At 44.6% G+C, this 24,137-nt stretch carries 26 protein-coding genes; 3 read left to right on the top strand and 23 right to left on the bottom strand.

All coding sequences use genetic code 11. The annotated features are described in order from the left end of the window. Window positions 1-46 precede the first annotated feature (46 nt). Window positions 47-511: a SprT family protein gene (locus AC4E8A_RS01455; protein WP_490196406.1), complete on the bottom strand. Its 465-nt coding sequence runs from the start codon at window positions 509-511 to the stop codon at window positions 47-49. Window positions 512-826: 315 nt separating this feature from the next. Between AC4E8A_RS01455 and cmpA the strand changes: the two genes are divergently transcribed. Continuing rightward, on the top strand, window positions 827-940 hold the full coding sequence (gene cmpA / locus AC4E8A_RS01450) for a cortex morphogenetic protein CmpA (RefSeq protein WP_006838640.1): 114 nt from the start codon (window positions 827-829) through the stop codon (window positions 938-940). A gap of 21 nt (window positions 941-961) precedes the next feature. On the opposite strand, the gene AC4E8A_RS01445 is transcribed toward cmpA, so the two are convergent. From AC4E8A_RS01445 to acpS, 14 genes are all read right to left on the bottom strand, one after another. After that, window positions 962-3,127, bottom strand: a complete 2,166-nt coding sequence (locus AC4E8A_RS01445; protein ID WP_490196405.1) for a Tex family protein — start codon at window positions 3,125-3,127, stop codon at window positions 962-964. Between the two features lie 136 nt (window positions 3,128-3,263). Beyond that, window positions 3,264-3,860, bottom strand: a complete 597-nt coding sequence (locus tag AC4E8A_RS01440; RefSeq protein ID WP_490196404.1) for a PP2C family serine/threonine-protein phosphatase — start codon at window positions 3,858-3,860, stop codon at window positions 3,264-3,266. Further along, window positions 3,857-4,651, bottom strand: coding sequence for an RNA polymerase sigma factor SigB (gene sigB / locus AC4E8A_RS01435; protein WP_490196403.1), 795 nt, complete (start codon window positions 4,649-4,651; stop codon window positions 3,857-3,859). Before sigB ends, AC4E8A_RS01440 begins: the two co-directional genes overlap by 4 nt. After that, entirely contained in the window at window positions 4,629-5,096 is a 468-nt protein-coding gene (gene rsbW, locus AC4E8A_RS01430; protein WP_490196402.1) for an anti-sigma B factor RsbW, read from the bottom strand. The genes sigB and rsbW overlap by 23 nt, the downstream gene beginning before the upstream one ends. Next, on the bottom strand, window positions 5,096-5,428 hold the full coding sequence (locus AC4E8A_RS01425) for an anti-sigma factor antagonist (RefSeq protein WP_490196401.1): 333 nt from the start codon (window positions 5,426-5,428) through the stop codon (window positions 5,096-5,098). Before AC4E8A_RS01425 ends, rsbW begins: the two co-directional genes overlap by 1 nt. 69 nt (window positions 5,429-5,497) lie before the next feature. Continuing rightward, a complete protein-coding gene (locus tag AC4E8A_RS01420) occupies window positions 5,498-6,508 on the bottom strand; it encodes a PP2C family protein-serine/threonine phosphatase (RefSeq protein ID WP_490196400.1) in 1,011 nt (336 codons plus the stop codon). A gap of 10 nt (window positions 6,509-6,518) precedes the next feature. Further along, window positions 6,519-6,920 carry an anti-sigma regulatory factor gene (locus tag AC4E8A_RS01415; protein WP_119547306.1) on the bottom strand — a complete coding sequence of 134 codons (402 nt, stop codon included), beginning with the start codon at window positions 6,918-6,920 and terminating at the stop codon, window positions 6,519-6,521. Between the two features lie 3 nt (window positions 6,921-6,923). Beyond that, window positions 6,924-7,280, bottom strand: a complete 357-nt coding sequence (locus AC4E8A_RS01410; protein ID WP_119547305.1) for an STAS domain-containing protein — start codon at window positions 7,278-7,280, stop codon at window positions 6,924-6,926. Next, window positions 7,277-8,107, bottom strand: coding sequence for an RsbT co-antagonist protein RsbRA (locus AC4E8A_RS01405; RefSeq protein WP_490196399.1), 831 nt, complete (start codon window positions 8,105-8,107; stop codon window positions 7,277-7,279). The genes AC4E8A_RS01410 and AC4E8A_RS01405 overlap by 4 nt, the downstream gene beginning before the upstream one ends. Before the next feature lie 375 nt (window positions 8,108-8,482). Next, entirely contained in the window at window positions 8,483-8,833 is a 351-nt protein-coding gene (ndoA, locus tag AC4E8A_RS01400) for a type II toxin-antitoxin system endoribonuclease NdoA (protein ID WP_006838214.1), read from the bottom strand. A gap of 4 nt (window positions 8,834-8,837) precedes the next feature. Further along, on the bottom strand, window positions 8,838-9,119 hold the full coding sequence (locus AC4E8A_RS01395) for a CopG family ribbon-helix-helix protein (RefSeq protein ID WP_006838213.1): 282 nt from the start codon (window positions 9,117-9,119) through the stop codon (window positions 8,838-8,840). Window positions 9,120-9,300: 181 nt separating this feature from the next. Then, entirely contained in the window at window positions 9,301-10,485 is a 1,185-nt protein-coding gene (gene alr / locus AC4E8A_RS01390; RefSeq protein ID WP_490196398.1) for an alanine racemase, read from the bottom strand. 444 nt (window positions 10,486-10,929) lie between these two features. Continuing rightward, the gene (locus AC4E8A_RS01385; protein WP_490196397.1) at window positions 10,930-11,946 is read right to left on the bottom strand and encodes a LolA family protein; all 1,017 of its coding nucleotides are present in this window, start codon (window positions 11,944-11,946) and stop codon (window positions 10,930-10,932) included. A 464-nt stretch (window positions 11,947-12,410) separates the two neighbouring features. Then, complete coding sequence (acpS, locus tag AC4E8A_RS01380; RefSeq protein WP_490196396.1) at window positions 12,411-12,767, bottom strand: holo-ACP synthase; 357 nt, start codon at window positions 12,765-12,767, stop codon at window positions 12,411-12,413. A 174-nt stretch (window positions 12,768-12,941) separates the two neighbouring features. Here acpS and AC4E8A_RS01375 point away from each other — a divergent pair, with 174 nt between their 5' ends. Then, the gene (locus AC4E8A_RS01375; protein ID WP_490196395.1) at window positions 12,942-13,547 is read left to right on the top strand and encodes a rhomboid family intramembrane serine protease; all 606 of its coding nucleotides are present in this window, start codon (window positions 12,942-12,944) and stop codon (window positions 13,545-13,547) included. Window positions 13,548-13,724: 177 nt separating this feature from the next. Here AC4E8A_RS01375 and AC4E8A_RS01370 read toward each other — a convergent pair whose 3' ends face one another. From AC4E8A_RS01370 to AC4E8A_RS01350, 5 genes are all read right to left on the bottom strand, one after another. After that, window positions 13,725-15,191, bottom strand: a complete 1,467-nt coding sequence (locus AC4E8A_RS01370) for a PH domain-containing protein (RefSeq protein WP_490196394.1) — start codon at window positions 15,189-15,191, stop codon at window positions 13,725-13,727. Further along, window positions 15,181-15,660, bottom strand: coding sequence for a PH domain-containing protein (locus tag AC4E8A_RS01365; RefSeq protein WP_490196393.1), 480 nt, complete (start codon window positions 15,658-15,660; stop codon window positions 15,181-15,183). Before AC4E8A_RS01365 ends, AC4E8A_RS01370 begins: the two co-directional genes overlap by 11 nt. A gap of 68 nt (window positions 15,661-15,728) precedes the next feature. After that, window positions 15,729-16,691: a UV DNA damage repair endonuclease UvsE gene (gene uvsE, locus AC4E8A_RS01360; protein WP_490196392.1), complete on the bottom strand. Its 963-nt coding sequence runs from the start codon at window positions 16,689-16,691 to the stop codon at window positions 15,729-15,731. Window positions 16,692-16,899: 208 nt separating this feature from the next. Then, window positions 16,900-18,372: a degradosome RNA helicase CshA gene (gene cshA / locus AC4E8A_RS01355; protein WP_490196391.1), complete on the bottom strand. Its 1,473-nt coding sequence runs from the start codon at window positions 18,370-18,372 to the stop codon at window positions 16,900-16,902. Between the two features lie 299 nt (window positions 18,373-18,671). Next, window positions 18,672-19,364: an alpha/beta hydrolase gene (locus AC4E8A_RS01350; protein ID WP_490198746.1), complete on the bottom strand. Its 693-nt coding sequence runs from the start codon at window positions 19,362-19,364 to the stop codon at window positions 18,672-18,674. Window positions 19,365-19,588: 224 nt separating this feature from the next. On the opposite strand from AC4E8A_RS01350, the gene AC4E8A_RS01345 reads away from it, so the two are divergent. Further along, entirely contained in the window at window positions 19,589-20,239 is a 651-nt protein-coding gene (locus AC4E8A_RS01345) for an HAD family hydrolase (RefSeq protein WP_490196390.1), read from the top strand. Between the two features lie 77 nt (window positions 20,240-20,316). Here the strand turns inward: AC4E8A_RS01345 and AC4E8A_RS01340 are convergent, their stop codons facing one another. From AC4E8A_RS01340 to AC4E8A_RS01330, 3 genes are all read right to left on the bottom strand, one after another. Further along, window positions 20,317-21,690, bottom strand: a complete 1,374-nt coding sequence (locus AC4E8A_RS01340) for a UDP-N-acetylmuramoyl-tripeptide--D-alanyl-D-alanine ligase (protein ID WP_490196389.1) — start codon at window positions 21,688-21,690, stop codon at window positions 20,317-20,319. 125 nt (window positions 21,691-21,815) lie between these two features. Beyond that, window positions 21,816-22,892, bottom strand: coding sequence for a D-alanine--D-alanine ligase (locus AC4E8A_RS01335; protein ID WP_490196388.1), 1,077 nt, complete (start codon window positions 22,890-22,892; stop codon window positions 21,816-21,818). Between the two features lie 401 nt (window positions 22,893-23,293). Next, window positions 23,294-23,713, bottom strand: a complete 420-nt coding sequence (locus tag AC4E8A_RS01330; protein WP_490196387.1) for a universal stress protein — start codon at window positions 23,711-23,713, stop codon at window positions 23,294-23,296. Window positions 23,714-24,137: the final 424 nt, after the last annotated feature.

Raw genomic sequence — 24,137 nt, 5'->3', positions numbered from 1 at the left:
ATTATAACCACATGAATTATAGATGTCAACGGGTTTTTTTTGAAAGTTAGTCGGTGCTGACATTCTCTAATTTCAATCTTCCTCTGCACTTCCCGCAGACATACCGTTCTGTGTTTATTCTTCGTCTTCTTCTGTAGGAAAGGCTGCACCCCGTACACATATACAGCAGAACTTTTTGTTCTTTCTTCGCTTGGGATTGCAGCGGGCTGCAGTGTCTTGGCGCTTCAACTTTTGTCATCAAGTCCCTGAAATCCTTATCCCTATGCTTGTATCCTTTTCCTTCTATATGCAAATGGTAATGGCAAAGCTCATGTTTTATGATGCCGACAAGCTCACCCATCCCATGTTCTTCTAAATACTTACTATTTAGTTCAATATTATGTGAACGCAGCATATACCGCCCGCCTGTCGTCCGCAGTCTTTTGTTGAAAAAAGCTGTGTGCCTGAAAGGTTTGCCGAAATGCCGTGTTGATATATCTTCAACCAGCTCCTGCAACTCACTGTTTTCCATATGAACTTAACCCCTTTCGGTGAACCTGACAAACTATTATAGCATATATTTAAGTAAGATTTTCTAATGCCTATATATCATTATTCTTAAACAAATCACTCTGGTTTTCTGCTCATTCGCGTGAACAAAGTTCACTCGCCTTTCAGCACAGCTGAAAGGTTGCCTGGAGCAAGCGAAACGCCCGAGCAAATACATTGCTCTTGCGTTTTGCCTGCTCCAGGCGGAAATGAGCAAAAATTACTCAGCCATCATTTAATCATGCCTGAACTAAGCCAGGTTCACTAATTTAACGATCAAATTAAAGGAGGTCTGGTTATGCCTAACTGGCTCGTCAGCCAAATGCGGAAAGCCTACTTTGAAAAAGACCGGTACCAGATCAAACTTCTTAATCAGTGCTGGTACTTCTATAGAAAAAAACACTGCTCATGATAAGCAGTGTTTCCTCTTTCCTTATTCTTTTACCATGGATAAGGAGACTCTTCCTTTTTTTACATCAGCAGTCTCTACCCATACTGTTACTACATCCCCTACAGATACAACCTCCAGAGGGTGCTTTACAAACCCTTTGCGCAATTTCGAAATGTGGACAAGGCCGTCTTGTTTCACGCCAATATCTACGAACGCCCCGAAATCGACCACATTTCTGACTGTTCCCTGCAGTTCCATGCCCGGCTGAAGGTCTTCCAGCTTCAGAACATCCTTCTTAAGCAGCGGGGCTGACAATTCATCCCGCGGGTCACGGCCAGGACGTACAAGGGCATCGAGGATATCCTTCAGTGTCAATTTACCGATGCCAAGCTCAGCTGACATCTCTTCAAGATGAATGCTTTCCACTTTCTTTCTCAGTTCTTCCGTACCAAGAGAACATTCATCTAAATCCAGCTTCTTTAAGAGCTTTCTGACTTCATCATAGTTTTCAGGGTGGATTGGCGTTCTGTCCAACACTTCTTCGCCGTCGATAATTCTCAGAAAACCGATACATTGCTCATAGGTCTTTGCTCCGAGACGAGGGATTTTCTTCAATTGTTTTCTGGAAGTGATCCTTCCCTCTTCTTCCCTTTTCTTCACAATATTATTGGCCACCGTTTTGGATAAACCGGCTACATATTGCAGAAGTGATGCAGACGCCGTATTGACGTTAACACCCACCTGATTAACAACCGTTTCAACTACAAATGTGAGGGATTCATTCAGCTTTTTCTGTGACACATCATGCTGATATTGGCCTACCCCTACAGACTTCGGATCGATTTTCACCAATTCTGCAAGAGGGTCCTGCAGCCTGCGCGCTATGGACACTGCGCTCCTTTCCTCTACCTGCAGGTCAGGGAACTCTTCTCTTGCTATGTCAGATGCAGAATACACACTGGCTCCTGCTTCATTAACAATAATATAAGAAGTTTCTCCGCCCACTTCCTTAAGATTGTCCACTACGAACTGCTCGGTTTCCCTAGAGGCAGTTCCATTTCCAATTGCAACGATTTCGATATCAAATTTTTGCAGGGTCTTTTTAAAGGCTTCGGCTGCAGCTTCTTTTTTAGCCTTAGGCGGGTGAGGATAGATTACATTGATATCCAGTACCTTCCCTGTCTGGTCGACTACCGCCAGCTTACATCCGGTACGATACGCAGGATCGACTCCAAGTACCATCTTCCCTTTTAGCGGCGGTTGAAGGAGAAGCTTGCGTAGATTCTCTGTAAAAATATGGATCGCACGATCTTCCGCCGTTTCAGTCAATGTGTTCCGTATTTCCCTCTCAATGGAGGGTTGTATCAACCTTTTATAACTGTCCTCAATGGCCTCTTCAATGGTTGGGGATGCAATTGATTCCTTTTTAATGACGTTTTTGACAAGGAAGTTATGAATTCTGTCGGTATCAGGGTTGATAGATACCTTCAGGACACCTTCCTTCTCCCCCCTGTTTACAGCAAGAACTCGATGGGGAACAATTTTGCTCACTGGCTCACTATAATCGTAATACATTTCAAAAACATTCTTATCGTCTTCAGCTTCTTTTTTAACAGAGGTGGCTAGTATTCCTGTTTTAAATGTGTCGTTACGGATCCATTCCCTGTATTTCGCATCATCGGAAACACTCTCCGCAATAATATCTTTCGCCCCTTGAATTGCCTCTTCTGCCGAAAAAACTTCCTTTGCTTCGGAAATATATTTCTCTGCTTCAGATTGCAGGCTGCCTGCTGCCGGAAATGAGAGCATCCAATGTGCCAAAGGCTCAAGTCCTTTCTCCTTTGCGACAGTTGCTTTTGTTCTGCGCTTTTGCTTGTAAGGACGATAAAGATCTTCAATGACCTGAAGTTTATCCGCTTTCTCGATATCTCTTTTCAGTTCACCGCTAAGCTTCCCTTGCTCCTCGATCAAACGAAGAACTTCTTCCTTTCGGTTATGCAGGTTTTGGATATAGTTCCATGCATCCATCACCGCCCTGATTTGCACCTCATCCAAAGCACCGGTCTGCTCTTTCCGGTACCGGGCAATAAATGGAACGGTGTTTCCTTCTTCCAGCAGGGATATGACACTTTTTATCTGTTTACTATTAATTGAAAGATCTTTAGAAATCTTTTCGATGAGATTTGGTTTTTCCAGTACGAATGTCACTGCTGTATCCCTCCAATTATTTCTTTACCTACCAAGTTTACCATAGCCTATGCTATATATACTGTTTAATCATAAAGCATTCCCGCTTGACTGCCACTTCCGCGTTTTTAGTCAAAAAGAAAAAGCCTACTCGACATCAGAGTAAGCTTCCTACTATAAAAGTCGTATCGTCTATGGGCTCTGCCAGACGCAAGCTGATTTCATCATTGATTTTTCTTAAGGAATTACTATTTTGTAGCAGGGATTTAATATTGGTGATGTTCAATCCATCTGAGTGCAGTAAGAATTTAGATTGGGGTTCGTAGGTAAATCTTTGCGTTCGATATTTCTGGGGTCTGCCGGAAAGGTATCCAGTTACCGGCAGAGGGTACATCATCTTCCCTACCGAAGAATAAAGGTAGAAGCGGATATTGCCAACACAACTGTATTCAAATTCATTACTGTTATAATAGACCTTCATGATCGCAACAGCTGCGCCTCTTTTATGCATCAGTTCTTGATTACAGTGATTCATCAGTGTTGAAACATCTTCATGGTGGTGCTTCTCTACCAATTCCACTACTGCATTCGAAGACTCGTAGGCAAACTTCCCGCTGCCTAAACCGTCTGCGAGTATGCAGATGAAATAGTCTTTGGTGGATGTAAAAAAGAAACTGTCTCCACAATAAGGATTCTTCCCCTTTGAAACTTGCTTGGCATAAACCTCAATCTGGTCTTGTACTAAATGAGTCATTCAGGATAACGCTCCGAATTTCTCATTTCTGCATCTATAGCTTCCTTCAGCTTTTTGATTGCCCGCCTTTGGAGCCTGGAAACGTGCATCTGAGATATTCCCAATTTCTCTCCGGCGTCTTTTTGGCTGAGATTATCCAAATAAGTATATTGAATGATGAGCCTTTCTCTCTCTGATAAAACATGGAGTACTTTCTCCAGGACAAGTTTCTGGTTGATTCGTTCATATCCATCGTCGACACTTCCGACAATATCAAGAAGCGTGACTGTACTGCCTTCGGAATCAGCTTCAATAGAGTGGTCGACAGATAATGCCTGATAACTTTTTCCCATCTCCATTGCTTCCAGGACTTCTTCTTCCGTTACTTCAAGAAAATCCGCAATCTCATCGACTTTTGGCGAGCGTTCCAATGTATTGGTAAGCTCTTCGACCGTCGATTTAATTTTGGGCCCTAACTCTTTAATTCTTCGAGGCACGTGTACACTCCATGTCTTGTCACGAAGGAAACGTTTGATTTCGCCTACGATTGTAGGGATTGCAAATGCTTCAAATGTCTTTCCGAAGGAATCATCATAACGGCGGATGGCACCTAACAGACCAATCATACCTACCTGCACAATGTCCTCGTGAAAAGATTTCCCTTTTGAATATTTGCGCGCTATGGATATTACAAGATTTTCATAATGAAGGACGAGATTACTCTGAGCTTCCTCATCATTTTCCTCTTGATATGCTTTTATCCATTCTTTTACTTTTTCTTTTGTTTGGTTAGGTTGAGATAGTCTCGGCATCCTTCTCCACCTGCTCTCCTTCGAGGAACTTAGTCATGAAGACTGTTACACCCTCTTGATGGTGGACCTTCACCTCATCCATCAGACTTTCAATAAGGTATAGCCCTAGTCCGCCTTCCCTGAGGAATTCCACAGAGTTTTCCGCATCATATGGACCCACTTCTTCACGAGTCTTTTTGAAATCAAAGCTTTCGCCATTATCCGCTACCATAACTTCCAAGCGCTCTTTATATAAAGCGAATCCGACAATAATCTCTCCGGTATCATCCTTATAAGCATGCTGCACCGCATTCGTAATAGCTTCGCTTGCAGCTATCTTTAAATCTTCAATCGCATCATAGGCGAACCCCATTCTGCTCGCAATTCCGGACAGTGTCAGCCTTATGACACCCACGAATTCTGGTTTAGCAGGAATTTTCATCTCGATGTAGTCAAAATCTTGCATTATTCTACGCCACCTTTTACCTCGGAATTAATATTCATAATATCTCCAAGTCCTGTGATATCAAACAGGCGTTTTAAGCGTTCTGATAAACCGGTTAAATAAAGCTGGCCACCGTTTGCTTTAATGGTTTTGAATAATCCTACAAAAACCCCTAAGCCTGTACTGTCCATATAGGAAACCTCGGATAAATCAACATTCATAACAACATTTTCTTCTTCAGCTGAAGAAGAAAGGGCATCTTTTAATTTAGGAGCCGTATAGGCATCAATTTCACCGTTCACTTTCACATCGATCAATTTATCGTTTTCATTCAAATCTATCGTCAAATTCATCAATTTTCACCTCTTCTACAAATCCATTGCTATATTTGTTTACCCTGTATTCGGGATAATAAACATTGATCAACAAATTCTTTTTAAAATAATGAGGGTGAAGTCATCCCGTAGCTGGAAATGCTGAAGCCTTTCCAGTTCTTTATATACACTGTTCACGATATCCTGGGCAGGCAGATGGATGTATTTTTCAATATATCCGATCAAGTCCTCCCTTTCGATAAACCCTTCTTCGGTCCTGCATTCTGTCACACCATCAGAAAGAAGGATGATTAAGTCGCCGACGTTGACCTGACGTTCATACTGTCTGTACTTCGCCCTTTTATCAACGCCCAGCAGGAGACCCTTTGCATCAAGGTCTTCAAACCCCCTGCTTTCATAATTGTAAAAGAAGCCAGGTTCGTGACCGGCAGAAGAATAGTTAAAAGTATGTTTGTATGGATCATACATGCCGTAGAACATTGTAATGAACATGCTTGGATCTACGTTCATCTCCACGACTCTGTTAAGGCTTTCCAATACAGCACTAGGATAATGGCGGTGTTCAGGAAGGCTGTCCATTGCATATTTGATCATAGACATACAAAGCGCGGCGGGTATCCCCTTCCCAATTACATCGGCTATGGCCACACTTATATAATCATTGTCATCCTGGACAAAGTGATAGTAGTCGCCGTTCATCCTCCTGGCAGGGACGCTGATCGCCCCGACATCCAGCGCCTCGACCTCGGGTACCGTAGTACCGAGCAGGGTCTGCTGCATGTTCGAAGCGATTTCAATCTCATTATTCAATTCCTGCTGCTTCGAGCGCAGGCTTTGATGCTCACGATAGGCAAACCCGTAGCCAATCATCACCTCTAGTAATATATCAAAAGAATCAAGCACCCTCCCAGACAATCCAGGTTCCATTTCAAGCATGATGCTCTTATGGAGACTGATGATTTCTTCGGGTGAAATATTATGCTCAATTGATTTCCGGCTGAACTTTTGGCCTAGATACAGCGCCTGTTCATCCTGCTCTTTCAAATAGTTCTCGATGATCTCTTTATATTTGACATCCATCAATTCTCTAAAGTCCATGTCTCTCCCCCTAGCGGAGCCACTTTGTAGCTCTTATATCTGTACCTTCTCCCGGGGTAGACTCCACATTGAATTCATCCATCAATCGCTTTACACCCGGCAGTCCGGCACCCAGGCCACCAGAAGTCGAGAAGCCATCTTCCATCACTTTTCGGATATCCTTAATTCCCGGTCCTTCATCCAAAGCGATTATGCGAACACCGTTCTTTCCGTTCTCGCTTAATTTCTCTATACATATCTGTCCCTGTCCGGCATACAGGTATATATTTCTCGCCAGTTCAGAGATTGCAGTGGTTATCCGGGCTTGGTCGACTGTGCCAAATCCCAAATCCTTCGCTACATTACGCCCCAGCTGTCGGGCTGCAACGATATCCCACTCATTAGTAATCTTAACGCAGGATTGGATTTCCATTCACTAGTCCCCCAATTCCTGTTGTAATTTCTCCAAACCTTTTTCTAGATCCAAAGCCGTCAAAACATCATCCAGGTGAATGCCAAGTTCGATAAGAGTGATGGCAACAGCCGGCTGTATTCCTGTAATGACAACTTTTGCCCCCATAAGCCTGGACATATTGATAACGTCACCGAGCACCTTAGCGATAAAAGAGTCGATGAAATCGATTGAAGTAATGTCGATTACCACACCCTTAGCGCTTGTCTCATGAATCTTATGGAGCAGGTCTTCCTGGAACTGAAGTGCCGTTTGGTCATCTAATTCCCATTGGATGGATATTAACAGACAATCATGCAGCTTTAGTATTGGTATTCTCACACTGTTCCCTCCGTTGCCACAATTTTTCTATTCGTCATTTCCAGGGCTTTTTCAATACCCTTTCTTAATGTACTGTTGGTACTGAACTGATTTAAGTCAATTCCAAGATTTACGATGGTCTGGGCTATCTCCGGCCTGATTCCCACAAGCATGCATTGGGCGCCAACAAGCCTGACAGCCTCCGATGCCTGTATGATATGGTGGGCAACCATTGTATCCACTACCGGCACCCCGGTAATATCAATCAATACTACTTCGGCTCTGTGTTTCACGACACCAGTCAGCAGGTTCTCCATAATCAGTCTGGCCCGCTCAGTATCAATCGTGCCGACAAGCGGCATGACAGAAATTTTTTCGAATACAGGTATCAATGGGGCAGACAGTTCCTGAAGGGCGATCTTTTGCAGAGAAACCGTTTTTTCCCATGTCTTCGCATAGGCATGTACAATTTCGTTGTACATGGGCGACAGCCACTTGTCAAAGTCCTCAACAGCCTGTCTGTGATTGTCATTAGTAATCTTTCCGCTTTCAGATAGATAGTCATAGACAATCCTGCCAAACATGCGGAGTCCCGATGTTACGAAGGTCAGCGGCCATCCCAGACGGACAACCCTTTCCGCAAATTCATCAAGCCTGGCAGAGTATTCATTAGAGTCTTCTAGATTCGACACAAGCAGATCAACAAACTCATGGCTTGTTTTAATAAAGACTTGGTCAGATACGACTTCAGTTACGATATCATCTGATTCGTCTTTCATTATCTCCATCCATTTTGAGACAAATTCTGTCTTATTTTCTTTGATTGTTCCTATTAGGTCGTTAAACATCTAGTCCTCCCCATTTTATCATAAAGATTTTCTGTTCCCTCTAAGAAGTGCCAGTTGTAACGTCGATTTAAAATAATGTAAAAATATAGACTGTACCCTCTAAAACGGTCATCGGTTCCGAACATATGAAAACAAACCTTTTTGGTCAAGTATCTGTACTTCCGGCTAATCTCCCTTATATTATAAGTAGTTTTTGATTATTTGTCATATAATCCACTTTACAATAGACAAGCCGCTTTATCCAGCCACTTGAATACACCGGCAGAATCGCAATAAACAAAAAGGCCGGCTGGCATAACTAAATACCGCCGGCCCGTTAAACCATGCCTTCTAAATATAAAAAAAGAACGCCCTAAATCAAAGAGCGTTCTTTTGTCAAAACTGTATGAGGCCCACACTGATTTGAAGGGCATCATCCACTTTCTCCATCATTTCATCATCTAAATGCGTAATCTTATCCGTTAAACGCTGTTTATCGATGGTTCGAATCTGTTCGAGCAAGATAACGGAATCTCTTTCAAAGCCATAGCGCTTTGCATCAATCTCAACATGAGTAGGCAATTTTGCTTTTTGTATCTGGGCTGTGATGGCAGCCACGATCACTGTGGGACTGAACCGATTGCCGATATCGTTCTGTATGACAAGAACAGGCCTTACGCCTCCCTGCTCGGATCCGACTACTGGGGAAAGGTCCGCAAAATAGACGTCACCACGCTTGACAATCAAAGGATTAGCCTCCACTCACTAAACGTTCGACTGTATGTTCCGCCTCATATTCTGCCTGAATGGCTTCGGAAGCGATAGCAAGATTGATCTTTGCCATTTCCATATATCCACGTCTCATTGTTTCACGGATTTGGCGCTTCTTACGTTCACGAAGATACATTTTAGTCGCACGATAGATATACTCATTGCGATTTACGTTTTCCTGTTCTGCAAAGCCGTCTAATTCTGTAACGAGCTGTTGCGGTAAGCGAATTAAGATTTCTGTTGTTGTGCTGGATTCAGACACAAACCACACCTCCACCAATCACTATATACCGTTTCGTTTACTACCATACCTATCATACCATCAATTAACGCAAGATAAAAGACTAAAATAAAATCCTCCTCTATTATCGGCTTATTCACTGGGGAATTATGCATCTTTTACCTAATGTATTTATAATTTCCCATTCTATGCTGTGCGGTTTTCATTTTTTATAAAACCCGCTGGTAGCCAGCAGCTGATTGGACACTTCAACTGGTTCCCCGTCCTTGATATAAATCCTTGGCACCCTGTTCGATATGATACAGGGGATCTCATAGTTGATGGTATCGAGATGTCCGGCAATTTCATCCATCGAGATGAAGTCGCCGCCTTGTGCTCCAATCAAGGTCACCTTCGTCCCCGGTTTGACCTCTCCCGGCAGGCTGATCATACATTGATCCATGCAAATCCTCCCGACAATCGGGGCACGCTTCCCTTCCACCAAAACCTCCTGCCCTTGCAGCCTTCTTAACCAGCCATCGGCATAACCAATCGGCAGCGTGCCGATCCATTCATTCCTTTTCGTTTCATATGTCGCCCCATAGCTGACCTTTTCTCCCGCCTGCAGTTCCTTCACCTGAACCACTCTGGAGTGAAGGGAGAATACCTGTTCCAACGGAAACGGGAGTATGCTCTTCATTTCAACTGAAGGCGAGAGACCGTACATTGCAATCCCTGCCCTAACCGCATTGAAATGTGATTCCGGATGGGAAAGCGTGGCTGCGCTGTTGGAACTGTGAATATAGCGGGGACGTTCTGATAAACTGGAGACCATTTCGTCGAATGCTTTCAATTGCTGTTCAAAATATGCCGTATCGAGCTCGTCCGCTGTGGCAAAATGCGTGAAGATCCCTTCGAAGCAGAACTTATCCTCATTGCGGATGAAGCTCTCTACTTTCCGAAGGTCATGTGGATTCCGGACTCCGATCCGGCCCATCCCTGTGTCACACTTGATATGGAGGTTCAGTCTTCCTTCTTCCTTCTCAAGGAATCCCTTTGCTGATTCAAGCCAGGCATGATCAAATACTGTCAGTGAGATATCATGATCTACAGCAAGGAAGGCATCTTCTGCCCGTGTAGCGCCAAGCACCAGAATCGGTGCAGTGATCCCATTTTCTCTGAGGGAGATGGCTTCATCAAGAAATGCCACAGCCAGGCCGCCGGCTCCAGCTTTCAGGGCAGTGCGTGCAGTCTGGACGTCTCCGTGGCCGTATGCATTGGCCTTCACGACTGCAAACATCGTGATGCCTTCGGGTAGATGCCGCTTGATATTATGAACATTTTTATATAAATGATCGAGATTGATTTCTACCCAGGTATCCCTGAAGAATCGGGTTTGAGTAATCAAAATGGGTTCACTTCCTCTTTCTAAAAGGCTATCTTCGTATAGATTTACGTTCGGAAACGCCGCAAAACCCGGATTTCCCTCTGAAAACCAGGGGGTTCCTCCCCAAACACGGAGAGCGGCTTTTTTCTTTCTCTCCAAGATTACCTGGATTAATTATAGCGAAATTTTTAAAATTTTCATTAGATGGCGACTAAGTTTAACCAAAGAGTTTCTGAAATAATCGAGAACAGATAATAATCGATTATTGCCTTCGGGCTGTCTTCTGTCAAACCTTATATTCTCTATCTCCTCCGAAAACCGCCAGATTCTCAATCTTTTGAACAGCTGGCACTTGCCGGAGGGTTCTCCACTCTTCTTATAAAATTATACCAAACCTTCACCAGAATTATCTAACAGCAGCATAAATAGGAGCCGCCCATACAGAGCAGCTCCTTGATAAAGGGTTTATTTCACCATTGACCCTTGGACTGAGCGGGCAATTTCGGTCATTTCATCCGGAGTCAGGTCGTTGGATGCCAGCATATAGTCGACTCCATCATATGTCCATGTAATGGTGCGGTCTGTCATTGCTGCAATGGTAAAGCCAAGGTCCTGGATATTTCCGTTAACAGTTGTGGAGACGGTCACAGCAGGAACGACGGTTGATTTTTCTTGAACGAGTGTGAAGGACTTTTCACCATCGTACGTAAGGACAACCCGTTTCCCATCATCTGTCTTCACTTCTTTTTCCTCTACAAGCTCTGCTCCTTTTTCAGCTGCTGCAAGAGGATAGGTTACAGTGAACTCACTGTCGTCCACACTTGCGGTTACAGGCATTTCAAGCTGGGCGCCTGTCATGTTCTTCTTCATGTCAAAGTCATTCTTATCAAATTTCGCTTTGGTATCCATTTCTGAGAATTCAACGGTTACAAGCGCATTTCTATCTGCATCCATCACTTTTACAGAAACGGGCGTCAAATCTTTTTTGTTGAAGCTGATTTCCTGGGAGGGCAGCATTTGGTTGTTCTGATACCTCGTGGCTGTTTCAAATACAAAGTGTTTATCAGTCTCCGTGAATTTTGCTTCCTTATCAGCCTTTATATCTTCCACAAGCGACTCAAAAAGGTAAGCCTGGCTGCTGTTATTCGGCCAGTCACTTTCAAATTTGAAGCTCTTGTTCAACGCAGGCGTCAAAACAAAAACTCCTTCCTCATTCCGCAAGATCATCTGGCTTTGCTCTTTTGCAGGATTTGATAAGTTCACCCTGTAGTAATTGGGATCATTATGCCAAATATCCACCTCATACGTTTGCGGTTCATCCCCGACTTGAAGAGTCATCTTTGCTTTCGCTTTATATCCCTTCATATCTTCCGCTTTGGCAGACAAATCCTTTAAAACATCTTCTTGAGACTTCGCTCCGCAGGCAGCAAGCATCAATATTGCCAACATTGCCGCAGCCAACACAACTAACTTCTTCTTCATCCTTTCAACCCCTTTTATCTCAGTTAACGTATTAGAGAGAGGGGAAAACCAGCCGGCACGAATGAACCGTTCTCCAATCCAAGCCCGCTCAACATCCGCCGTCCGAATACCTGTAAAGAACAGCAATCCTGCTGCCGGTTGGTCTTGTCTCTCCTATTGCACTATGAATATATGAGACAACCTTGAGGTTTATGCTAGGAAAGATGACAAGCCCGGAAAAATTAATCGGATCGTTTGTCTGGTTGAATTGCGTGTAATGGCTGTGTTCTTGCTGATTTTTTGGGGTTGGTCTTTCAAGATATTTTTAGGGCTGCATACATGGTTGATGTCCTTGGCCAGCCCTTTTCAAGTCTGTTTGTCGTCTTTTGCTGGTCCGGTGTCCTTGAAATCATGGTTCCAGACAGATTTAAACCGCTTTTCCCTGGTTCGTGCCCTTGAAGAAGCAGCTAAATACGATCCTCATTCTACCCCATATCTTCTATAATTACCTGCGCAGCCGCAAAATCCCTGCTGTGTGTAATGGAAAGGTGGACACCTTTTTCAACAGGCGAGAAAATATACGGCTTACCGGATGAGTCTTTCCTGATTTCAATATCGACAAAAGAAAGCTCCGACCCGATACCCGTTCCCCTCGCTTTAGCAAATGCCTCCTTCGCCGCAAACCTGCCTGCGAGGAATTCATATCTCCGGGCACCGTTTAAAGAAATGTACTGCTCAATTTCAGTACCGGTCAGGATCCTCCTGATAAACTTCGGCTGCCTTGCTGCAAGCTCGGCAATTCTGTCAATCTCTACAATATCAAGGCCGATTCCTTTGATCATTTAAATCCTCCTCATTCTATTTCTGTCTATGTTTACATAGTATTAGTACAAGATATCCCAATCTGATAGTACCATATTTCCCGCTACACACTTCGCGTATATACAGGTAGAATGGTAGAAGTATGGATTACCTTTTATCCGGACACACCGCTATTATAGGAGGTCATGTAGAAAATGTTTGTCCGCACCGAAAGCTTTTCTCAATTTATCCGCCTTTATCCCATTGTCTCCATTATTGTATTCATTCATCTGCTGCTATTCAGCGTCACGCTGGTTCCGTTCCTTCCAGAGATATGGGTCTATGAACATTTTGCCGGAATCAATCTCTATATATTCAATGGTGAATGGTGGAGGCTCATCACTCCAATATTTGTCCACTTGGGATTTGCCCACCTGCTATTCAACTCGTTTTCACTCATCCTTTTTGCCCCGGCTCTCGAAAGGATGCTGGGTAAGATAAAATTCACTGCCATTTATCTCATCTGCGGCATCAGCGCCAACATTGCCACATACCTTTTAAAACCGCTCACCTACAATCATGTAGGTGCATCGGGAGCCATCTTCGGTTTATTCGGCATTTATGTCGGTATGGCCCTGTTTCACAAACAGTTGATTTCCACCCAAAACAAGCAAGTGGTCATTCCTATTGTCGTGATTGGTTTGGTCATGACTTTCTTTCAGTCCAATATTAATATTACAGCTCATCTATTCGGACTGCTTGCGGGCATCCTCATTTCCTGGCTGCTGCTTCCAATGATGGTTAAGAAAACACGCTATTAAACAAACGGCATGCACAATAGGGAGTTATCCCCGTGTATGCCGTTTGTTTTTTCGTCCTTTATTAAGCTTTCTGGTTGTACAGGGATTTCATTTTTGAATCTCCATCGTTAGATATCTACCGCTTCCCAATGGGCGGAGCACCATATACCGTCTTATTCCCGACCAGCCACAGTCTGTTCAAACACCCTGCTTCTCAGGATAGTACCATTCATAAATGCTTTTTATAATCTTATCATCAAGGTCGATGATTTTACCAGCCGCTCCCGTTTCTCCGGATTTCACTGTCGCCCTGAGGTTAGCCAGCTCCCGCTTCACCTGAAAGAAATTCTGTTCTGTTTCCAGGGATTGAATCCGGTGTTTTTTCATTAATAACGTATGCTTCTGAAGCATGCGGTATCGTAATCCCAGCTGATTGCCTTGAATACTCCAGCCTGCACTGCGGAACTTTGAATAGCCGAACAGCCAGAATGGTACATAAAGGAGCATTGACCATAGCCCGATTGGCCAAAAGGCAAGGGACAAACCGGCAGCGACTGCTGTGACGAGCAGGCTTTCCCTGAAGAGATACCGCCTCAGAGACCTTTGGGGTACCGGCTTAAAATCAACAGAAACCGTGTATTCAGGAAGAATATCCTTTATGATAGCAGCAATTTTTTGTTTTTTGATCATGGGGAGGATTTTGATCGTGCTGCTTTCCTTTTCCAGCACCGACCCACCCGCACTTTCTATCTGGACTGCCGCATATCCCAATGGCTGCCTCAGGATGTTTTCCGAAATCCTCACTCCCTGGATCCGATTCAAAGGAACTGTCATTTGCTTCTTCTCCAGGAGCCCCCTCGTGATAATCAAGTCTTCTCCCTGCTTCCTGACAGTGAAGTCAGCATAGACAAGCAGCGTTCCGATGATGGCTAAAATCCATGCCGCCAGCAGGCCAAGGATGACCACTATACTCACGAACACAATCCCGCTTCGGACGATTTCTTCCAATTCATTAAATACGGCTTCATACGGGATGAGTTCATCAAACTGTGACAGGAAGAATAATACGCCCGATATGACCACCCCTGCCCCTCCCGAAGTCGTAGCCATCAGCAGCAGGTCCTTAAAGTTCATCTTGAACACGATTTCGCTTGTGTCCCCGGAAACAGCCTGATCTTCTTCAGCCCCTTTAGTCCGTTTTCCCGTTTTGGCTTCATTAATGATTCTCTGAAGGTCTTGAGCTTCCTCCTTGCTGATGGCCGTCAGTTCCGCTTCAGCCTGCTTGGAATCAGAAGAGCCGGCCGTTTCCACCTTCACTTTGACAAGCCCGAACGGCCGCTGCAGGATTCCTTCCGTCAAATTCAGGCTTTGGATTCGATCAAAAGGAATGTACCTTTTTTTCTTTACAAACAGTCCGTATTCAATCCTCAGCTCTCCATCCTCAAGCCAAAAGGAGAACCGAAGCCACTTGATGATTCCTGAGGCGAGCAGAAAGATCATGATTGCTCCCCCAATGATAAACGGAAGCCATTCCAGGAATCCTTCCACACTCTCCCCTCTGTTTAGAAACACCAGAAAGATAAATGGGATAATAAGTTCTTTTAATTGCTTTAAAAAGTTTGCCACTGCTGAAATAGGATGGAGCTTCTTTTTTTCAGATATCATCTTCAGCCACCCTCGCCAGAGCTGAGATGGAATTACGCAATTCATCCGCTTCATGCATATCAAGCGCCGGGATTTCATGAGTAGTCGCCGCCGTCGATATCGTAATGGTCGCTAAATCGTATTTCCGTAGAAGCGGTCCCTGTACTGTATCCACATGTTGGACCCTGACCATCGGCACAAGTGTCCTTTTTACAAAGAAGACTCCCCGCTGAAGCTCGATCTCCTGCTCTCTTACTTCATAACGCCATCGCTTCCATCGTATATTCGGAAATAACACAGCAAAAAAGTATGTATAGATGGCTGCCAGGACAACTGCCGTCACCGGTATCCATAGCGGCCATTCAAAAATAATTGCAAGAACAAACGCCGCGATCGCAAGAAGGATCACCCCAGCTGAATGGATCAGCCCGGACCACCTCCACACGGGGAGCGCTTTTTTCGATATTCTAGTGCTCGGTTCGTTCACCATTGTTTTGCCTCCAATCCAATCCTTTCCTTCATTGTATACGATTGCAGGCACATTTTAGTTTCAATTCCCTATAAAATTTCAAAAGATGCCTGATCAATCCATTGGAGAGCTTTGTTTTCCCGAAGGTCCTTCACTAAGCGGAACAAGGCATCGTCCTTCTTCTTCGCTTCTATCATGCAGTCGACTTGACCTACGGATCCCTTGATTCCCTTCAGAAAGTCCATGAACATTTCCGGATCAATGTACTCAGCATGGGCTTTATACTCCTTTTCAGAACGCGGACTGGAAATATGCATCTTCACAGGAAGCGGTGAATTTGCCCAGGTTCCCACGACCCTTTCCCAATCCTCTTCCCAGCTTTTTTCATGATGGGCCAGGTGATGATGATAATCAAACACCATGGGAATCCCAAGCTTTTCACACAGATATAAAGTATCGTGCAGAGTAAAGACCGTATCATCGTTCTCTAATATGACCAGGTCCTGCAGCGATACAGGAGTGAGTCCCCAGTTATGGATGAACTGTTCCAGCGCCTGTTCCTTATCTTCATAGGCGCCGCCGACATGAAGGACACAGCGGTGTTTGGGCTCAACATCCATTCCTTTCAGCAATGCCTCATGGATCTTTAATGTTTGCAGTGTGTTCTTGAGCGTCTCTTTATTATTGGTGTTGAGAAGGACAAAGTGGTCTGGATGAAAACCGACTCGCTGTGGATTCTCTGTGATAAAATTCCCGATTTCCTTCAATGGCTCTTTTACTGCCCTCATGAACTTCCAATCCTTCAGCTCCGGATGGTTAGCAAGCGGGATCAGCTTGGAACTGAATCGAAAGAATTTAATATCGTGTGCAAGATTATGCTTGAGGAGCCTGAGACAGTTTTGCAGGTTGGAGACGGCAATCCGTTCAAGCTTCCGCAAGCCCGCCTCCCTGTCCTTCAGCTGAGAAAACTGCTTATACGTCATGGTCTGAGATGGAGAAGCATTTTCGAGGTGAACACTCATCGCCACATACCCCAATCGAATTATCGTCATTTCTTTCCCGCCTTTTTTGCATTAGTATCTGCGATTGACGCGCGTTCTATCAGAAAATGCTTAGGAAATAAGGGCTTCTTTACTGGCACACCCGCGATTTCATTGGACTTATTTGTGTCGAATTCGATATCACCCTCCAGCAGCACACGAATTCCTTTTAAAAAAAACAAAAAACCATCCCCGGCCCGGGAATGGTTTTTCACTTTTATTAAGATTCGCGCTGCTGCTTGCGGCGAGGGTTTCTTGAAGAAGTACGTCCTCTTGAAGAAGAGTATCCTTGTCTTCCTCCGCCTTTGCCGCCGCGGGAAGAACCTTTTTTGAAGTCGCGCTTTCCGCCGCCGCGTCCTCCGTTACCCTTGTTTGGAAGTGGTCTTTCTTCCGAGATTTGAACTGGAGTATCATCCGGCTCTTTGGTCATGAGACGAAGAGCTGCCGCAACGATTTCCACGCTGTCATGGTCCTCAAGAAGCTCTTTAGCCATGCTGCGGTAATTTTGAAGTTCGTTGGATTTCACTGTTTCAACAAGCTTCTCCATCGCCAGGCGCTGCTGTCCTTCCAATGCTTCGTTGGAAGTAGGCGGCTTCATTTGCGTCATAGCCTTTTTCGTTGTTTTCTCGACAATGCGCAGGTAGCCCATTTCTCTTGGTGTTACAAACGTCATCGCCATACCTTCTTTACCTGCGCGTCCTGTACGTCCAATACGGTGAACGTAGCTTTCCGGATCCTGAGGGATATCGAAGTTATAAACGTGTGTTACACCGGAAATATCCAATCCACGGGCAGCAACGTCTGTAGCGACAAGAACGTCGATACGGCCTTCCTTGAACTGGCGAAGTACAGTCATACGTTTCGCCTGGCTCAAATCGCCGTGGATTCCTTCTGCAGAGTAGCCTCTAAGCGTCAATGCACGTGCCAGTTCATCGACACGGCGCTTTGTGCGCCCGAAGATGATGGCAAGTTCAGGTGACTGGACATCAAGAAGACGGGAAAGCACATCAAACTTTTCTTTTTCATGCGCTTTTACGAAATACTGCTCAATGTGCGGTACTGTCATTTCCTTGGACTTCACACTTACTGTTTCAGGATCTGTCATGAAGTTGTTTGCAATCTTGCGGATCGGACCAGGCATTGTTGCTGAGAACAATAGTGTCTGGCGCTCATCTGGTACATTTTTCAGGATTGATTCGATATCTTCGATGAATCCCATGTTAAGCATTTCATCCGCTTCGTCCAATACAAGCGTGCTTACATTGCCAAGCTTCAACGTTCTGCGGTTGATGTGGTCAAGCATACGCCCAGGTGTACCGACGATGATATGAGGGTTCTTTTTCATCGCACGGATCTGGCGCTGGATATCCTGACCGCCGTAAACAGCCAATACACGCACTCTTTTATCCTGGCCGATTTTGAAAAGTTCCTCTGAAACCTGGATGGCCAATTCACGCGTAGGGGCAATGATAAGGCCCTGTACGTTTGGATTGTTCACATCGATTTTCTCAACCATCGGAATACCGAATGCTGTTGTTTTACCAGTACCTGTCTGCGCCTGGCCGATAACGTCCTTGCCTTCGAGAGCAAGCGGAATCGCACCTGACTGAATTGGTGTAGCTTCTTCAAAGCCCATGCGATTGACAGCTTTTAATGTACTAGAACTTAAATTTAAATCTGAAAACTTTGTCAATTTCTCATTCTCCTTTTGTTTGTTGATACTTTTATTTTATTGACATGGTCTACATTTTCCTAAAGAGAACCCGGCTATAGTCTAAGCGCCCTGAATTTCAAGGTCATGGATTTTACCGAGAATATATTTATTAAGAAAGCCGTGTTATCCTTATCGGCAACGTGTTTGGGACAATTTCTACCCTACAAAAAAAATTACTCTTCTTAAAGAAGAGTTTGCACAAAAAAATGTGAACAATGTTATGGCTATGTTACCACTAATAGAAAAAGATTTCAATTAAAGTAAAAATATCTTGCTATTCACTTTTCTTTTATCAGGAATTCCTTCACCTTTTCGAACAACTCGTCACTGTCATCGCTGTGGCAGATCAGGTGTTTTGCTTCTTCCGAAAAATGCCTTTCCTTTTCTTCGTATGTAATTTCCTCATACAAGAAATCTGCGCTTTTCGGAGGAACGATTCCATCCTTTTTCCCTTGAGCGATAAAAACAGGGACCTTGATGTCCTTGAGCAGCGGCTTTGCCATCAGCACCACCTTCCGAAACTGATAGGTGGCTGAAATCGGTGTGTCCTTGATTTTCTTCTTATACCTTACATATAGTTCATTATTGGACAATTCTCCCTTGAACACATCCCTGAACATTTCCTTGATGTCGGTAAGGAGCTGTTTCGGATTGACATAATAAGCAGCAGCACTCAATAAGACCAGTTTGCTGACAGGATATTCTACTGCAAGATAACTGGCAATCAAGCCTCCCATGGAAAAGCCGATAACATATACTTGTTCACATTCTTCCAGCAAAGCCCGTAATTCCTCCTTGGCGTGTTCCACCCATTCATCTGCCTTCTTCCCTCTCAAATCAAGGATTTCTCCATGACCGGGCAAGGTAGGGACAACAATCTTCCAGTCCGTATGACGTTCCAGGTAGCTGGCCAGAGGATTGACTTCGTAAGGTCCTCCTGTAAAACCATGTATAAGTAAGCATCCATTCATCATTATCACCGTTTTCAAGGTATTATATTTATTGTTGCCTATTATTTTTATAAGGTTGTTGAGTTCCACTTCAAGAACAAGTTTTTCCGTGGCGGCGTTTCCACCCGTCCCAATCAACTTCCGGAGAAAAAACAACCACAGCCTATAAGAAGTGCTGATTACTGTGAAATGGACATTGGGAACTATTGGTTTCTCAAAAAATTCTCTTTAAGGAGGTTTCTCTCATGAAAGCGATTCTATTTGATTTGGACCGGACTTTACATGACCGGGATGCTTCGGTTCTCTCATTCCTGAAAATGCAGCACCAAAAGTTGAATACCCTCCATGACTCGCCCATTCCCGTTACTTACATTGACCGTTTCATCGAGCTTGAGCGCAAAGGGTATGTTTGGAAAGATAAGGTATACACCGCCTTATCGGAAGAATTCAACCTTCCTCTCTCCCCTGAAGAACTGCTTCATGATTACCTGACAAGCTTCCATCGGCACTGCCTGGAGATGGATGGAGCTTCCGATATCCTGGACTTTAGTATATCAATGGGGTATAGGCTCGGAATGATTACAAACGGACAGACAGATATGCAAAATCGGACCATCAACGCTCTCGGGCTTCGCGGTTACTTTGATGCAATTATCATTTCTGAAGAAGCCGGAGTGAAAAAGCCCGACCCGGCGATCTTTGAAATGGCTGCGGAAGCGTTGAACGTCACACCCTCCGATTGTCTTTATGTTGGTGACCACTATGAGAATGATGTGGCAGCCGCCTGTAAAGCAGGGATGAATGCAGCATGGCTGGAAGAGGAGGGTTTTCCTATAAAAGGCTGTGCAGCTCATATGAGGATTACCTCACTGGCAGGACTGCGAAAACATATCTAAATGGATCGGCGCCTGGTACATGTGCCCGTTTTTGTTACCAGCCACCGGTCAATGGCACCAATACAGTCAATGAAAGGCTACTTCAGCTGCTCGATGACTTCTTCCAGCTTCATTCCTCTCGAAGCTTTGAACAAAAGGATTTCTCCTCCTTCAAGAACGTTTCCAAGTTTTTCACTGAGTTCCTGTTTGTCACCGAAGCTGAAGACGTTCTCTGCGCCAATATTCACTGCAGCTCCTTTAGCAATCTGTTTGGCAAGGCTTCCGTAAGTGAACACCAGATCAACTTTCCCTTTTTGGACCTCCCGGCCGACTTCATAATGATACTCTTCCTCCCTCGGCCCCAACTCGAGCATATCGCCGGCTACAAGAATCTTTTTGCTGTAGCCCTGAAGCCCTGATAAAAGATTGATGGCCGCCCTCATCGAAGTCGGGCTCGCATTGTAGGCATCGTTGAGGATTTTCTCCCCGCGCTTCCCTTCCATCATTTCCATTCTCATTTGTGTCAGCTTCAACTGTTGGAAAGCTTTTGGCATTTCTTTATAGTCTATACCCATTTCTTTGGCAATAAGCATGGAAGCCAGTGCATTCATGACGTTATGCTCACCCAGGACAGGCAGAACGATTTCTGTGTCCCGGTCTGCGTTCACCTTGAAGACACTTCCAGAATCAGTGGTCTTCACCTCAAGAGGATATAATGTGTTTTCTGCACCTTTCCCGAACGTTTCCACTTTAAATGTCCAGTCTTCGTCGATCCTTTCCTTTAGCAGCGGCTCTTCCCCGTAATACACGAACAAGCCGTCTTCCTTTAATCCACTGATAATTTCAAGCTTGGCTTTGGCGATGCCTTCCCTGGAACCCAGATCCTGAAGATGTGATTCACCGATATTGGTGATAATGGCTGCATCCGGGCGCGCAATCGTTGACAGCTGCTCGATCTCGCCAAAACCGCTCATCCCCATTTCCAGTACAGCGACCTCTGTCCCTTTTTCCAGGTCAAGGATGGTTAAAGGGAGACCGATATGGCTGTTGAAATTCCCTTGCGTCTTTTGCACTTTGAATTTCAGGCTCAACAGATTGGCCACCATATCCTTTGTCGTTGTCTTCCCATTGCTTCCTGTAATCCCAACGACTTGGATACCCAGTTCATGTCGGTACGCTGTGGACAGATTTTGCAATGCTTTGAGGCTGTCCTCAACTATAATGACCGGCATGCCTTCAGGGGGATTGGGGACATCTTTTTCCCAGAGGGACGCAGCTGCTCCGCTCTCGATGGCCCCTTCCACAAATTTATGTCCATCAACATTCTCCCCTTTGAAAGGGATAAACAAGTTACCTTTTTCAATCTTCCTGGAGTCAATGCAGACCCCTTGAATGGTGACATCCTGAAATGCCGATAGATCATTCTCCACTTGTATCATTTTAGATAGTTCACCCAACGATTTCTTTATCATTCCGACAGCTCCCTTTCCAGTCCGCCTACTTTCCTTTATTATAGGCTCTTTTTTGAACTTTGTTACTCTTTTAGTATGTATAAAAGAAGAGAGCTGACCAGTTTCTCCGTCAGCCCTTCCGAGTCTTACATGGTATGTTTGATATTTTGCTTTTCAGCATGACGCTCTTGAGCCAATTGCACAAGGCGTTCGATCAATTCAGGATATTCAACTCCACTGTGCTTCCAAAGGAGAGGAAACATGCTGAAAGGAGTGAAACCAGGCATTGTATTCACTTCATTCATATATATGCGGCCTTCCTCTGTTAAAAAGAAATCGGCACGTACAAGTCCTGAACAATCCAAAGCTTTGAAGGAATCGACAGCAATCCGCTTCATATTTTCATATACATTTTCCGGAATTTCGGCCGGAATGATAAGGGCTGTATCGCCATCTTCGTATTTCGCCTTGTAGTCATAGAAATCTTTTTTCGGTAAAATTTCTCCGGCTACAGAACACTCCGGTTCATCATTCCCCAGGACACCAAGCTCTATTTCACGTGCCTTGACACCCTGTTCAATGATGATCTTGCGGTCAAACTGGAAGGCCTCCTTAAAAGCAAGGACAAGTTCTTCGCGTGAAGTGGCCTTGCTGATTCCTACGGAAGATCCCAGATTGGCAGGTTTGACAAAACAAGGGTAGCCCAGTTCTTTTTCGGCTTTCAGATAAGCTGCTTCCGGATCGCTCTCCCATGTCTTCTTCAAGAACCACACATAATCCACCTGCGGAATCCCAGCCTGTGCATACAGGTTTTTCATGATGACTTTATCCATTCCGGCCGCTGACGCAAGAACGCCATTACCGACATATGGAAGGTTCAGAAGTTCAAGCATCCCCTGTACCGTTCCATCCTCGCCGTTCGGTCCATGCAGTAGCGGGAGAATCACATCAAATGTGCCGCCTTCCGTTTCAGATGAATTCAACGTAGTGCTCAATGCATTGGGTGCAATGGCTTCTCCTTCAGAGAATGCCAGCTGTTTCGCGTTCTCCACCGGACCTTCCAGTTCCGGCCCTTTTATCCATTGGCCTTCTTCCGAGATGTAAATCGGATGTATATCATATTTATCATTATCAAGTGCACTGATAACAGCTTTGGCTGTCTGCAGCGAGACCTGATGCTCCGCTGATTTGCCGCCGTATAGTAAACAGATTTTCGTTTTCATAAATATATAGCCTCCAAAAATGTGAATAGATGTTTCTATTTTATCACTTTCGCTTAAAAGCGGAAGAAGGATTATGCAGGAAATAGAAAATTAAGTCTTGCAGCTGTGTGATTCGCTCCCTCAAGCCCTTATGTTCATCCCTGACTTTGATATCAGCCTATGCAGCTCGGGGCGTAAAGCAACACAAAAAGTCTATGTATATCCGTTTTTTCTCACCCTGTAAAATATACCCGTGAAGAGTGCCTTATCAAACATGCTTATTATAAGGGAATCGTACTGCCGTTATTCCCTTTAACGCATTAACGCACTGAGAGGGACAGTCCCTCTCAGTGCGTTAATGCGTTAAAGTTTTTGGCTGCACCCGGCACTATTTGACAAATTCGGGGCGTGACTGCCGCCGATCATTTCACCACAAGAACCGGTCTGTCCGCTTTTTGTACAACTTTATGGCTCACGCTGCCGAGCATTAGCTCCTGCATGGCATTTAAGCCTCTGCTTCCAATTACGATCATATCCATATTTTCTTTTTGTGCACATTCTATGATTTCTTCAGCAGGATCTCCTTTTGTCAGGTTAACGGAATAGGAGATGCCCGCTTGCTCAAGCACTTTGGAAATCGGCTTGATTTTTTCTTCCCGCTCCCTCTGCCTTGCGCCGGGATTCATGCCAAGCCAGGCATCGTGCTTGGAGGCTTCATGATCAATCACATGTACCACCATCAATCTGTATTCTTCGCCGCCCTTTAACAGGGTCGCTACATGCTCAGCCGCTTTGCTTGAATACGGCGATCCGTCAGATGCCAATAGGATTGACCTCATCATCTACACCTCTTTTGATTTTATTTTATCATGCGGCGATCCATATGGAAGCCTTCTTTTGAACTAATCATATGTGGTCTATTAACCTCACGCCTTGTTATAGAGTACGTCTTTGGTCCTGCATGGAAGAAAGATACCATTCAAAGGCGGGTGCGCCCAATGAGCTAAAGGGAACCTTTCACTTTACTACTTTTCTGCTCTTCAATTCTAAAGCCTTTTTAGACATCTTCTTACTCCTCATCCACCAAGCACGCGCACTCTACAGACTTCATTTCCCTCCTAAGAACCTCTTACGGCCCTGAGTGGCTGTCCTTTTCCAAGCCTTTAATAATTCTTTTTTAAAGGCTCTTTTCGTAAACTTTGTTGCTATTCAATATAAATTTTAACTAATATCCTGGTAAATCGTCGTTAAAACCGCGGTGAGCAG

The sequence above is a fragment of the Bacillus sp. SRL337 genome, from assembly GCF_984799155.1.
The sequence above is the reverse complement of the archived record's forward strand: the minus strand, read 5'-3'. Positions and strand labels throughout refer to the sequence as shown.